A 13,353-nucleotide genomic window follows, 5' to 3' on the forward strand; every position below is an offset into this window, starting at 1 on the left:
CTGGGTTGTCGGGGGTCAGTTGTCGGAGGTCAGTTGTCGGGGTTGGTCGGGGTGGCGGACGCGCCCGGGACGGGTGGTCGGTGCCCGGTGCGGCGAAGGGGGGTGCGGCCGGTGCGGCCTCCCCCGCCCGCCAGGAAGAGGACGAAGAGGACGAGGGAGCCCTTGAGCAGGTTCTGCGCGGCGGTGCTCCAGCCGACCAGGTTGACCAGGCCGTCCAGCAGGATGAAGAACAGTGCGCCGCCCCAGATGCCGACCGGCACCGCCCGGCCGCCGGAGATGAGCGTCCCGCCGATGACCACGACCGCGATCGAGTCCAGCAGGTAGCGGGTCCCCAGGTCGGGGGCGGGCGCGATGTAGGTGGCCAGCAGGGCTCCGGCGAGCCCGGCCAGCGCGCCGCTGGCCAGGTAGGTCGCGGCGAGCACCCGGGTGACGGGGATACCGGCCCGCTCGGCGGCGCGGGCGCTCTGGCCGATCGCGGTCAGCGACCGGCCGTACGTGGTTCCGCGCAGCAGCAGCACGATCAGCACGGTCAGCACCGCGACGGCGACGGCCGTCAGCGGCACGCCCGCCGGGCGCAGGTTGAGCAGCCGGCGCAGCCCTGAGTCGGGTACCGCGGTGAAGCCTTCGGCCATGACCAGCGTGCAGGACGAGGCCATCAGGCCGGTGGCCAGGGTGGCGATGATCGGCGGCATCGAGAGGCCGAGGATCGCCGTCGCACTGACGGTGGCCACCGCGAGGCCCGCCGCGATCCCGGCGAGGATGCCGAGCGTCACCGAGCCGGTGGTGGAGGCGGCCGCGACGGAGACGAACCCGGCCAGCGAGATGACCGGCCCCACCGACACGTCGATGTTGCCCGGCCCGGCGGTGACCACGAGCATCTGACCGACGCCGACGAGGACGAGGTACGGCGCCAGCGACAGCGCGAGGGAGACCGTCTGGCCGCCGCCCTGGCCGGAGACCGCCAGGATGACCAGCCAGACCAGCAGGGCCGCGAGGAATCCCCAGATCCAGGGGCGGGTGAAGAGCGCACGGAGGTTCATCGCAGCACCCTCCCGATCACGGCCCGGCCGGCGAGGACGGCCAGCACGATGCCGCCCTGGACGGCCGACTGCATGTTGGACGGCACGTTGAGCAGGCTGAGCGTGACGCTGACCAGGCCGAGGGTGACGCCACCGATGGCCACGCCCCACGGCACGGCGCTCCCACCGCGGAAGCTTCCGCCGCCGAGGATCACCGCGGCCACGGTGACCAGGGTGTAGCTGGAGGCCGACGAGACATCGCCGCCGCCGGTCTGCGAGGCCAGCAGCAGCCCGGACAGCACCCCGAGGACGCCCGCCACGGCGTAGACGGCCACCCGGGAGGTCAGCGGGCTCAGCCCGGCGCGCTCCAGCGCGGTGGTGTTGCTGCCCAGGGCGCGGATGCGCACGCCCACCGAGCTGCGCCCGGTCAGCAGGTACGTCAGCGCGGCGACCGCGATGATCGGCAGCAGCGGTGCGGGGAACCCGCTCGGCTGCCAGGCGCCGAACCGCGCCAGCCACTCGGGGGTGGTCCCGCCCGGGGTGGGCAGCAGGAACAGCCCCAGGCCCAGCCAGATGAACGAGGCGCCGAGCGTGGCGATCAGCGAGGGCACCCGGCGCAGGTGGATGAGCGCGCCCAGCACGGCGTACCCGGCCACCAGCGCCAGCAGCATCAGCGATCCGACCAGGGGAGAGGTGACCAGCCGGGTGGCGGCGACGACGGTGACCAGGCCGACGAAGGAGCCGATCCCGAGGTCGATGTCGCCGACCGACATCAGCATCATCTGGGCCTGGGCCGCGAAGACCAGGGGCACGGTCGCGGAGAGCACCAGCGTGAGCCCCGGGACGGTCAGCACCCCGGACTGGAGGGAGGCGCAGACCCCGATCATGGCGGCCAGGGCGATGGCGCTGACCGCGGCCGGTGCGGCTCTGTGCAGCCCGGCTCTGGTCGGCAGGGCCGACGTGAGGACATCAGTCATGGCGGTGTGCTCCGGCTGGGCTCCCGGCCGCCTGAGGGGCGGCCGTCGGGTGGGGGGCGGGCGGCGGCTCGGGCGCCGGGTGGGGGGCGGACTCGTCGAAGGAGACGGCGATGATCCGTTCTTCGGATATCTCGGCCCCGGCCAGTTCGGCGACGACCCGGCCGGCCCGGAAGACGTAGACCCGGTCGCAGTGCGCCATCTCGGCGTTCTCGCTGGAGTACCAGACGACGCTGCGCCCCTGGGCCGCCTCGGTTCGGATCAGGCTGTACAGGTCGGTCTTGGTGTGCACGTCGACGCCCCGGAAGGGGTCGTCCAGCAGCACCAGGTCGGCCGAGGAGGCGAAGGCGCGGGCGACGATCACCTTCTGCTGGTTGCCGCCGCTCAGCGCGGTCATCGCGGCGTCGGCGCCGCCCCGGATCGACAGCTTCCCGACCCAGTCCTGGACGACGGCGCGTTCCTCGGCGGTCCGGCGGAGCCCGTACCGGGCGAGGGAGCGCATGCCCGAGACGATGAGGTTGTCCGCGACGGTCCACAGCGGCAGGACGCCGGAGCGCTGCCGGTCACCCGGGACGAACGCCCGGGTGCCGTGCACCTTGGTGTCGCGGCGTACCGGGTGCCAGAGGCGTTCGAGTACCTGCTGCTGGCCCTGCCCGGCCAGCCCGGCCAGGCCCACCACTTCGCCCTTGGCGACGCGCAGGCTGACGCCGTGCAGGCCGGGTCCGGTGGCGTCGCGCAGTTGGGCCACCACGGGGCCGTCGGCCGCGGGCGCCGCCCCGGTGGCCGGGCCCGTCCCCCGGGCCGCGCCGCGGGGTGCCACGTCGGCGCCCATGAGGGCCAGCACGTCGTCCTCGCGGAGTCCGGCCGCCGGGCGGTCCTCGGCGACGGCGCCGTCGCGCAGCACCGCGACCCGGTCGGCCACCGACAGCACCTCGCGGATGCGGTGCGAGATGAGCAGGACGGCGGTGCCGCGGGCGGTGAGGGTGCGGACGTACGCGTACAGCGACTGCGCGGCGTCCGGGCCGAGCGACTCGGTCGGCTCGTCGAGGATCAGCAGGTTCAGCGGATGGGCCAGGCCGGCCCGCGTGATCTCGACCATCTGCCGCTGGGCGAGCGTGAGGTCCTCGACCCGGTCGCGGGGTGACACGCCGTGGCCGGGGAACATCTCGTCCAGCCGCTGCCGCACCGCCTCGGCGGCGGCCCGCCGCGGGCGGGTCCGGGGCAGGCAGTGGCGCGAGGAGAGCCAGATGTTCTCCGCCACGGTGAGGTCGGGGCAGAGCGAGGTCTCCTGGTACGCCATCCGGACGGTGCGGAAGTCCTGTTCGCGGGGCCGGGTTCCGCCGGGGACCTGTCGGTCCAGGACGGTGACCGTGCCCTGGTCGCAGCCCTCCAGACCGGCGAGAACCCGCATGAGGGTGCTCTTGCCGGCGCCGTTGTGGCCGACCAGGCCGAGCACCTCGCCGGCGTGGACCGCGAGGTCCACCCCGTTGAGCGCGCGGGTGGGACCGTAGCTCTTGGTGACGCCGCGTGCGGCGACCACGGTCACGGCGCGGGGGTCCTGGTTCTTCCCCGGCGGGACGGCGGATGGTCCCGCCGGCAGCTTGTCGACGTGCATGCCTCGCTCCTGGTGTGGTCGTCCGGTCAGCCGGCGGTCGTCGGGACCGGGGGCTGCACCGGGGCGCCGCCGCTCTTCGAGGCCTCCACCTGCTTCTGGAACAGCTCGCGGGTCCACGGCCAGGCCGCGTACTGGTCGGGCTTGAGCACGGCGGCCCAGGCGTCGCGGTCCTTCTGCTCCACCAGGACGATCGGCAGGGTCATGTGCTGCGGGACGTCCTTGCCGTCCAGCAGGTCCAGTGCCGCCCACAGGGCGGCCACCGACTGGCCCGGGTCGGACATGACGGCGACCGAGCCGTTGTCGAGCTTGGTGTCCTTCCAGTAGTTGAGCGCGCGGCCGTTGGTCTCGAAGGTGACCGCCGGGACGGGCTTGCCGGCCGTGGTGAAGGCCTGGGCCACGCCGTAGCCGTCGCCGCAGCCGATGACGCCGTCCACCGTGGGCACGCTGGAGAGCACGCCGAGCACGGCCTTCTGCGCGGTCGCGCCGTCGCACATGCCGTTCACGGTCGCGGCGGTCTTGACGTCCGGGTACTTGGCGAGGATCTCCTCGGTGGCCTTGTGCATCTCGGCCTCGGGCTGGGAGCCCACCACACCGCGGCTGACGATGACGTTGCCCTTGCCGCCGATGCCGTCGAGGAGGGGCTTGGCCGCGTCGGTGGCCCAGTCGGTGAAGCTGTTCTGGATCACATGGGCGCACGGGGCGTCGATCGCGGAGTCGAAGACGACCACCTTGACGCCGGCGGTGCAGGCCTGCTGGATGACGGGCTTCAGCGCGGTGGGCGAGGCCGGGTCGATCAGCAGCGCGTCGGGCTTCTGCAGCAGCAGGCTCTTGATCTGGGCGATCTGTTCCGTCGCCGAGTTGTCGCCGGGCGCGTTGACGGTCTGGTACTTGCCGATCAGCCCGTCCGCCTGGGCCTGCTTGGCGGCGGTCTCGAACGAGGCGACCATGGTCTGCCGCCAGCCGTTGCCGATGAAGCCGTTGCTCAGGGCGATGAACGGCTTGCCCGGTCTCTTGGCGGATGTTCCGGCGTCGCCGCCGGCCGAGCCGGAGCCGGAGCCGCAGGCCGTGGCCAGGAGCGCGACGGCGGTGGCGAGCGAGGCCGCGGCTGCGGCACGACGGCGCGGGGAGGTCGAGGGGATGCGCATGGTGCCTCCTGGGAAGCAGGACCGCTGAGGGTGGGGGTGGGGCGGCGGTGGGGGTCAGTGCCCGGTTCCGACGCAGTGAGTAGTCATTACAGGCCTGTAATGACAGGTTGGCCAGAGGGTGGGAGCTAATGTGTTGTAGGTCACACTTGTGGCCGCAGTGGCGGAAAATCTCCCCGCTGGGGGATCTCTTGTTCCCTACCTGTCATGACAGCATCGATGCCGTGGCATGATTTGAGGACACAGTCGTACCGCCACCGAGGGGGATGGTCAGACCATGGCGCATCAGCGGTTGAACCGCGATTCCAGCGAGCCGCTCTGGATGCAGCTGATGACGGCGCTACGCGCCCAGATCGAGGCCGGCCGCCTGGCACCCGACCAACCCCTGCCCTCCGAGGCGGAGCTGACGGACCTCTACGGCGTCTCCCGCACCGTGGTCCGCGAGGCGCTGGGCGAACTCGTCCAGCAGCGGCTGATCTACAAGGTCAAAGGGCGCGGCGCATTCGTCGCCCCGCGCAAGACCGAGCTGCGGTTCGTCGGCTCCGTCTCCGGCTCCGCCGACGACCTGCGCGAGTCCGGACGCCGCGTCACCACCCAGACCATCCACCAGGAACTGGCCGAGGCCGACGAACGCGAGGCCGCACTGCTGCGCATCCCCATCGGCGAACAGGTGGTGAGGACGCGCCGGCTCCGGCGGGTGGACGGCCAGCCCTGGCTCCTGGTCGACACCACCCTGCCCGCCCGCCTGGTCCCCGGCCTGGAGAAGGCCGTCCTGGAGAACCAGTCGCTCTACGACGTGCTGCGTCGTCGCTACGGCATCGAACCCGATGGGGCCGACCGCTGGATCGAGGCCGTCTTCCCCAACGAGCAGGACGCGGCCGTCCTGGAGGTCTCCACCTCCACGCCGCTGCTCGGCATCGAATCCGTGTCCTGGCTGCCCGACCGGACCCGCTTCGAGGCCTACTACGCCCTCCACCGCAGCGACCAGACCCGCTTCTACGTCGGCATCCGCTGACGGGAAGTCACTATTCGGCGGCCCCAGGGGATATGACGAGGGATGCGTCGATGTCCAGGGCCGGGCCGGGCGGTTCGCACCTGCCCGCGGGGGAAGCGGGTATCCCGTCGGGGGTCTCGTCGGCGTGCGGCCGGGCGATCCCGCCCGGCCCGCCCTTTGACCGCAACCGGGTACGGTGCCTGGGGACGGTCGTCAAACTCCCGCCTGCGTGGCGGTGTTGGGGCAACGCCGCCACGCCGCCCGCCCGGAGGGCGGACGGCGTGGGTTCGACGACAGGCCCCGGCGGCTAGCGGCGCAGCGGGCCCTCGCAGGTGTAGTCGGCGCTGCCGGCCTGGCCGGCGGGCCAGACGTCGACCTTGCCGAACCAGCAGTTCATGTCGGCCATGTTGTTGCTCGCGGCGCCGCCGCGGCCGAGGAGGAAGTGGTCGACGGTGTCGGCCATGTCCTTGCGGACCCGGCCGCTGTCGGCAGGGTTGCCGAGGTTGGCGGTGATGCGCCCGGTGCAGGTGAAGCGCATCTTGTTGTCCCAGTCGCCGTTGTCCTTGCAGACGGGGGCGTTCTCGGTCGCCTTGGCGAACGCCGCCTGCACCTCGGGGGCCAGGGCGGAGGCGAGCCGGCCGTTGGGGGTGTAGGTGGTGTCGGGGACGAACAGCTCGTCGGCGAGCGGCACCTCGGCGTCGAGGTAGGCGGTGTAGTCGCGCTGGAGGGCGGCGTCCCGGCCGAGGCGGTCCCGCCAGGCGTCGTAGCCGGTGCGGTCGTCGGCACGCAGCAGGCGGTACATCTCGGCGAGCTGGTCGGGGTGCCGCTCGCCGAGGAGGTTGAAGAAGGTCGCGGCGTAGGGGTAGGCGCGGAAGCCCTCACCCGCCCAGGTGGCGTGCAGGATCTGGTCGACGGTCAGGCGGGGGGTGCCGGCCTGGTCGTCCCAGCCGACCTGGCGGACCATGTACTTGCGGGCCTTGACGCCGTCGTCGCGGGTGGCGCCGGCGAAGTACTCGGCGGTGCCCTCGTTCATCGCGAAGGTGGCGTCGCCGGGCCAGCGGGTGGTGTAGCCGGACTCGGGGATCGCCCAGCGGGCGTTGAGGTAGTGCGTGTACTCGTGCCGGAACAGCTCTTCGAGGCTGAAGTACGACTCGGCGGTGGTGCGCTGGTAGGTGTAGAAGGTGGACTGGTCCTCCATGAACATGCCGCCGTTGTTGACGTCGCCGATGCCGAACAGCAGGCTCTGGAAGGACTGGTAGTTGGTCTTGGTGTCGTAGAGCTGGACGGTGAGCGCCGGGTGGGTGTCGTCCGCGAGCGGCTGGTCGGTGCCGATGACGCGGAAGAACTGCGCCTTGACCTGCTTGGTGGCGTAGTAGAGCTGGTCGGCGGTGGCCCGGTCGAGGGCGGTGCGCACGACCAGGGTGCCGTTGTCGTACGTGTAGGTGTTGGGGAAGAGCTGCTTCTCGATGTCGGCGCGGCAGACGCCGTACTGGGCGCAGAGACCGAGGTCGTTGACCGGGCCGACGAGGTTGGCCCAGGGCCTGCTCATCCGGCCGAAGGTCGCGGCGGCGAGCTCCAGTTCGGGGCCGATCCGGCTGGTCAGCTCGGGCTTGAGGGCACCGATCTGGGCGAAGCGACCGTACTCCAGCATGGCGTCGGCGGCGGCCCACTCGCTGGCGGTGCCCTTGAGGTGGGCGTAGCCGGCGAAGACCCGGAAGGTCTCGCGGTAGTCGGCGTCGGCGGCGACGGCGGCGCGGAAGAGGCCCTGCGGGTCGTCCGCGACATTGGAGATGCCCTGGAAGTTGATCTGGAGGGCGCCGAGGGCGGCCCAGTTCCAGCCGCTGTCGCCGATCGCCCTGCCGCCGGGGGCGAACATCCGCAGGACCTGCTTGATCAGCGGGATCCGGGCCTGCCGCAACTGTGGGGTGGAGCCGGCCTGGAACAGCTCGCCCAGGGTGTAGCCGTTGGTGGTGGTCGGCTCGAACACCCGCGGGTTGGCGGTGTAGGCGGCGATGGCGCGGTCGACGGCGGCCACGGTGACGGCGTCGCCGCCGTCGATCTCGGAGTGGCTGAAGTCGAAGTAGGCGACGCTGTGCAGGTAGTACCAGAGTTCCTGCTGGTTCAGGTTGTTGGCGCTGTCGAAGGAGGGCGCCAGGGTGCTGATCCGGTTGGCGACGGCCTGCACGTGGGCGGGGGTCATCACCTTGGCGAGCTGGGGGTTCCAGGTGAGCAGCAGCGGCCGCAAGCAGGCCTCGTAGGTGTGGCCGCGGTCGGCGAGGAAGTCGGCCAGCGCGCTCGGGCCGAGCGCCGTGAACTCCTCGGGGGTGCAGGCGGCCTGCCGCGCGGCGACGCCGCGGGCGGCGGCCGGCGGAGCGGTGGCCGGTTCGCCGGGCTGGGGGCCGCCGGTGGTCGGCTGGAGCGCAGCGGTGCCGGGGAAGCCCTGCGGGCCGGACCGGACGGCGGCGCCCGGAGCGCCCTGGTGCGCCACCTGGTCGCCGGCGGTCGGCTGCGCGGTGGCGGAGGCCGCCTGGGTGGTGGCTGCCCCAAGGGGGCCGGCGACGGCCTGGGCGCTGTGCAGCAGCGGCACGGCGAGGGCGGTGGCCAGGGCGGCTGAGAGCAGGGTGTTGCGCACGGATGCGGTTGAGGGCACCGGATCTCCTCGATGGGGGTACGTGTGGGGGTGGTGCGGGGGTGCTCGCCGGGGGAGGAGGGAGGCGGCGGGCGCCCCTGATACCGGGACTTGGGGTGGTGCCGGTATCGGGATACGGCGATGTCGACGTGGAGCTGGACCCGTACGGGGCCGCCGCGGAAGCGGATCGGATCGGCGGCCCCGTACGGGGGTTCGGTGGGGCTGCGGGGGAGGGCGTGGGGTCCGTGTCGTGGACCTCACGCCCTGGCGCGGCCGAGGTGGGTGAGATGCGGTCAGGACCGGCCGGGCCGAGAGTCAAGTGCCAGGAGAATCACCGCTGTTGAGGGCAGCGAGGAGATTCCTGGCGACCCGGTCGGGTCACTGGGTGAGGGCGGCGGCCGGGTGGCCGCCCTGCATAACATAGTAATGTGACATGGCACTCGACAAGAGGGTGCAGCCCCGTTATTCATCCGTGTCCGAGCGGATCCCGGCCGTGTCGACCCCCGGCGGGAGGGATGCCGTGGAAGGTCACGGAAGGGTTTCGAAGTGGCGCGGCGTCGCGCGGAGGCCTTGACGCGGTCCGGGGTGCGGCGTTTGCTGTGACCCGCTCGTTTAATTCTGTTTGTATCTGGTCTGTTATGTGTTTTTGAACGTTCAAATCGAAGGAGCGCGACATGGGCGCGATCGCTGGGGCGGCGGAGTACCTCCGGCAGTTCGACGAGCCCGTCGGCTACCTCGACTTCGCGCGCTTCGGGCCGGTGTCGGCCCGGGTGCGCGACGTCCTCGGCCGGGCCGCCACCGCGATCCACGGCCAGGGCTGGGAGGCGCTGGCCGGTCTCGACGCGGCGGGGGAGGAGACGGCCCGGGCCGCCGCGGACCTGCTCGGCTGCGCGGCGCACGAGATCGCCTTCGTCAGCTCGACCTCGCACGGCATGTTCGCGGCGGCCCACGCGCTGCGGGGCCCCGGTACGGTGCTGGTCGGCCGGTCGGACTTCCCCGGCGCGGTCTACCCCTGGCTGCGCGCCGAGGAGAGCGGAGGCCTGACGGTCCGTCTGATCGACGGGCCGGTCACGGCGGACGCCGTCCGGGCCCACCTGGACGACCGGGTGCGGGCGGTCTCGGTCTGCGCGGTGGACGCCGCGACCGGCCACCGGGCGCCGCTGGCCGCCCTCAAGGAGCTGATCGGCCCGCGGCGCGTCCTGGTCGTCGACGCCGTCCAGGCCCTCGGCGCGGTCGGGATCGCCGCCGACGCCGCGGACATCCTCGCCTCCGGCGGCCAGAAGTGGCTGCGCGCGGGGTGGGGGGCGGCGCTCCTCCTGGTGCGCGACCGGGTGGCCGGCCTGCTCCGGCCCGGGCTCGGCGGCTGGTCGGGCGTGGTCGACCCGATCGACCGCGACGACCACCCGCGCCCGGCCCGGCCCGGCGCCGTCGCGCACACGCTCACCAACCCGGACGGCCCGGCCGTCGCCGCGCTCGGCGCGGCACTCGCGCTGGTCCGGGAGACCGGCGTCGAGCCGATCAACGCCCTGATCGGCGAGGCGCTCGACGGCCTGCTCGACGCCGCCCGGTCGGCTGGTGCCGAAACGGCCGGCGGTACGGGCAGCGGGATCGCCCGGTTCCGGCTGCCCGGAGCCGACCCGGCCGCGGTCCATCACGCACTGACCGGCGCCGGGCTCGCCACCACACTGCGCGGCGGCTGGATCCGGCTGTCGCCGCACGCCTCCAGCGGGCCGGAGGCGGCCGCCCGGCTGGCCGGGGCGCTGCACGCCCTACGGGCCTCCTGACCACTCCGGACCCCGGCCCGCCGGGAGCGTCCGCCACCCGGTCGGCCAAATCCCGTCCGGGTGCCCACAGGTGACGCCACCACATTTTCGAGAGGAATGCAATGTCACACCTTTCCCGTCGCGCCCTGCTGCGCGCCTCCGGAGCCGGCCTGCTCGGCCTGACGGCACTCCCCGCGCTCTCCGCCTGCTCCGGCTCCGGCTCGGCCCCGGGCGGGGACGCGGCCACCGGCACCGTCACCGTCTGGTCCTGGACCTCGGCGGCCGAGGCGTTGCGCGCCGTCGTCCCGGCCTTCGAGAAGGACAACCCGGGCATCAAGGTCGACGTCCAGGACATCGGCGAGCCGGCGATCTGGGACAAGATCACCGTCGGTCTGGCGGCCGGCGGCCAGGGCCTCGGCGACGTGCTCCACATCGGCTGCGACTACCTGCCGGGCTACCTGGAGAAGTTCCCCGGCGGCCTGGCCGACCTCTCGGCCCTCGGCGCCGACGCGCACAAGGAAGCGTTCGCCCAGGGGCTCTGGCCGGTGGTCAGCGGCAAGGACGGGCACGCCTACGCACTGCCGTGGGAGGTCAACCCGTTCGGCTTCTTCTACCGCAAGGACCTGTTCGACAAGGCCGGCCTCGACCCGGAGTCCTTCCGGACCTGGGACGACGTGATCGCCGCCGCCGGCCCCTTCAAGGCGGCCAACCCGGGTGTCGCCCTGATCGGCCTCAACAAGCCGGGCACCCCCGACGCCGACCCCAACTTCCTGCAGGCGCTGATGCAGCTCCAGGGCGCGTTCTACTTCGACCTCAAGGGTGCCATCACCATGGGCTCCCCCGAGGCGGTCCGGGCCCTGACCGTCATCAGGAGCCTCGACCAGGCCGGGCTGGTCGCGGACTCCTCCGGCGACCACGGCTGGTCCAACCTGGTGAAGGCGGGAAAGGTCGCCGCCGCCCCGCTGGCAGCCTGGGCCGCGCACTACCTGGAGACCAAGTTCCCGGACCAGAGCGGCAACTGGCGCCTCGCCCGGCCCGCGGCCGTCACCGCCGGCGGCAAGCGCGCCGCCATCGTGAACTCCACCCACCTCGCCGTCTCGGCCACCAGCCCCCGCCGCGTCGCCGCCTGGAAGTTCGTCGAGTACGCCCTGACCAGGCCCGCCTCGGTGAACGCCATGTTCACCGCCGGCGGCGTCTTCCCCGCCCTGACGGCGGCCCACACGGACCCGATGTACGCCGCGCCCAGCGCCTTCTACGGCGGCCAGCCCGTCCTGAAGACCTTCGCCGACCTGCTCGCCGAGGGCGCGGACGCCACCAACTACTCCGGCGACTACGCCCGCGCGCTCAAGCTCGCCGGCGACGCGCAGGTGAAGGTCTTCCTCAAGGGCGCCGACCCGGCGGCCGTCCTCAAGGACGCCGCCAAGCAACTCGCCCAGCAGACCGGGCGCACGATCGCATGACCGCCACCGCCCGACCCGCCGCCCCGGCCCCGGCCGTGGCGGCGGCGCCCCGCCGCCGGGCGGCCGTGCTCCGCCGCCGGGCCCTGCCCTACCTGCTGCTCGCCCCGGCCCTGATCACCTTCACGGTGTTCAAGGCCTACCCGATCATCTCCTCCCTGCTGCTCTCGCTGACCACCGGCTCCGGCGCCGCCACCCACAACGCCGGCCTCGCCAACTACCGCCGGCTGCTGAACGATCCGCTGTTCTGGACGGCCTTGCGCAACACCGGCGAGATCCTCGTCGTGCAGGTCCCGCTGATGCTCCTGCTGGCCCTCGGCCTGGCCGTCGGCATCAACTCGGCCGTCGTCCGCTGGCGCGCCGTCTGGCGGCTCGGCGTCTTCATGCCGGCCGTCACCGGGCTGGTCGCCACCGGTGTGATGTTCGCCTTCCTGCTGAACACCGACCACGGCGCGGTGAACTGGCTCCTCGACGCCGTCGGCCTGCCCACGGTGGACTGGCTCGGCAGCCCGTTCTGGTCGCGGATGTCCGTCGTCCTCGTCCTGACCTGGCACTACACCGGCTACAACGCCGTCATCTACCTGGCCGGCCTGCAGGGCATCCCCAAGGAGCTCTACGAGGCCGCGATGATGGACGGCGCCGGACCGCTGCGCCGCTTCCGGTCGATCACCGTGCCGGCCCTGCGCCCCGTCCTGCTCTTCACGGTGGTGCTCTCGACCATCGGCACGCTGCAACTCTTCGACGAGCCCTACGTGCTGACCCACGGCGGACCGGACAACGCCACCCTGACCGTCTCGATGTACCTGTACGTCAACGGTTTCCGCTACTTCGACTTCGGCTACGCCTCCGCCATCGCCTACGCGCTCACGCTGCTCGTATCGGTGCTCGGAGCAGTCCAGACGCGCCTGATGGGAGAGCGCGAATGAGCACCAGGTCCGCGCGGCCGCGCGGTTGGCCCCTGACCCTCGTCCTGGCCGGTGTCGCCGGGCTCTCGGTCGGCCCGTTTTACTGGCTGGTGGTGTCCGCCACCCAGAAGGACGGCGACATCTTCGACTGGCCGCCCAGACTGCTGCCCGGCGGCAGCCTCGGCGACAACCTCGACCACCTCCAGGCCAAGATCGGCCTGCTCCGCGTGGTCGGCAACTCGCTGCTCGTGGCCGGGCTGCAGACGGCGGGGGCACTGGTCGTCGCGCTGCTGGCCGGCTACGCCTTCGCCAAGTTCCGGTTCCGGGGCCGTACCGTGCTGTTCGCCCTGCTGCTGTCGACCCTGGTCGTGCCGGAGCAGGTGATGCTGGTGCCGCTGTTCAAGATGATGATGTCCTTCGGCCTGCTCGACAGCTACCAGGCCATGGTCCTGCCGGGCCTCTGTGTGCCGTTCGCGATCTTCCTGATGCGGCAGGCGCTGAGCGGGATGCCGGACGAACTCCTGGACGCCGCGCGGGTCGACGGCGCGGGGGAGTTCCGGGTGCTGTGGAGCGTGGTCGTCCCGGTCATGCGCCCGGTGCTGGCCGCCCTGTCGATCTTCCTCTTCCTGGGCTCGTGGAACCAGTTCGTCTGGCCGCTGATCGCGCTGCGCAGCCCCGAGATGCACACCCTGCCGGTGGCCCTCGCCACGCTCCACGGCAACGAGAGCAACACCGACTACGGCGCGATCCTCGCCGGGACCGCGCTGTCCACCCTGCCGATGATGGTCCTCTTCCTGGTCCTCCAGCGGCAGTTCATCTCCGGCCTGCTGGCCGGCGCCACGAAAGGCTGACCAT

10 protein-coding genes are annotated in these 13,353 nt (G+C 72.4%); 5 read left to right on the forward strand and 5 right to left on the reverse strand.

What is annotated here, in order from left to right:
• Positions 1 to 29: 29 nt before the first annotated feature.
• The 4 genes from ACIO5D_RS25120 to ACIO5D_RS25135 are packed head-to-tail and all read right to left on the reverse strand — an operon-like array spanning position 30 to position 4,753.
• A complete protein-coding gene (locus tag ACIO5D_RS25120; RefSeq protein ID WP_363608415.1) occupies positions 30 to 1,040 on the reverse strand; it encodes an ABC transporter permease in 1,011 nt (336 codons plus the stop codon).
• The gene (locus ACIO5D_RS25125; RefSeq protein WP_400797944.1) at positions 1,037 to 1,996 is read right to left on the reverse strand and encodes an ABC transporter permease; all 960 of its coding nucleotides are present in this window, start codon (positions 1,994 to 1,996) and stop codon (positions 1,037 to 1,039) included. Before ACIO5D_RS25125 ends, ACIO5D_RS25120 begins: the two co-directional genes overlap by 4 nt.
• Complete coding sequence (locus ACIO5D_RS25130; protein ID WP_363608419.1) at positions 1,989 to 3,608, reverse strand: sugar ABC transporter ATP-binding protein; 1,620 nt, start codon at positions 3,606 to 3,608, stop codon at positions 1,989 to 1,991. The genes ACIO5D_RS25125 and ACIO5D_RS25130 overlap by 8 nt, the downstream gene beginning before the upstream one ends.
• 26 nt (positions 3,609 to 3,634) lie before the next feature.
• Entirely contained in the window at positions 3,635 to 4,753 is a 1,119-nt protein-coding gene (locus ACIO5D_RS25135) for an ABC transporter substrate-binding protein (protein ID WP_400797946.1), read from the reverse strand.
• Between the two features lie 274 nt (positions 4,754 to 5,027).
• On the opposite strand from ACIO5D_RS25135, the gene ACIO5D_RS25140 reads away from it, so the two are divergent.
• Positions 5,028 to 5,765 carry a GntR family transcriptional regulator gene (locus ACIO5D_RS25140; protein ID WP_363608423.1) on the forward strand — a complete coding sequence of 246 codons (738 nt, stop codon included), beginning with the start codon at positions 5,028 to 5,030 and terminating at the stop codon, positions 5,763 to 5,765.
• A gap of 286 nt (positions 5,766 to 6,051) precedes the next feature.
• Here ACIO5D_RS25140 and ACIO5D_RS25145 read toward each other — a convergent pair whose 3' ends face one another.
• Entirely contained in the window at positions 6,052 to 8,394 is a 2,343-nt protein-coding gene (locus ACIO5D_RS25145) for a collagenase (protein ID WP_400797948.1), read from the reverse strand.
• A 653-nt stretch (positions 8,395 to 9,047) separates the two neighbouring features.
• Between ACIO5D_RS25145 and ACIO5D_RS25150 the strand changes: the two genes are divergently transcribed.
• The 4 genes from ACIO5D_RS25150 (at position 9,048) to ACIO5D_RS25165 (ending at position 13,349) form a co-directional block, all read left to right on the forward strand.
• Positions 9,048 to 10,157 carry an aminotransferase class V-fold PLP-dependent enzyme gene (locus tag ACIO5D_RS25150; RefSeq protein WP_400797950.1) on the forward strand — a complete coding sequence of 370 codons (1,110 nt, stop codon included), beginning with the start codon at positions 9,048 to 9,050 and terminating at the stop codon, positions 10,155 to 10,157.
• A 101-nt stretch (positions 10,158 to 10,258) separates the two neighbouring features.
• Positions 10,259 to 11,596, forward strand: coding sequence for an ABC transporter substrate-binding protein (locus ACIO5D_RS25155; protein WP_400650790.1), 1,338 nt, complete (start codon positions 10,259 to 10,261; stop codon positions 11,594 to 11,596).
• Positions 11,593 to 12,519, forward strand: a complete 927-nt coding sequence (locus ACIO5D_RS25160; RefSeq protein ID WP_363608431.1) for a sugar ABC transporter permease — start codon at positions 11,593 to 11,595, stop codon at positions 12,517 to 12,519. The genes ACIO5D_RS25155 and ACIO5D_RS25160 overlap by 4 nt, the downstream gene beginning before the upstream one ends.
• On the forward strand, positions 12,516 to 13,349 hold the full coding sequence (locus tag ACIO5D_RS25165) for a carbohydrate ABC transporter permease (protein WP_363608432.1): 834 nt from the start codon (positions 12,516 to 12,518) through the stop codon (positions 13,347 to 13,349). Before ACIO5D_RS25160 ends, ACIO5D_RS25165 begins: the two co-directional genes overlap by 4 nt.
• Positions 13,350 to 13,353: the final 4 nt, after the last annotated feature.

This window comes from Kitasatospora sp. NPDC087315 (genome assembly GCF_044744345.1).
GTDB lineage: Bacteria > Actinomycetota > Actinomycetes > Streptomycetales > Streptomycetaceae > Kitasatospora.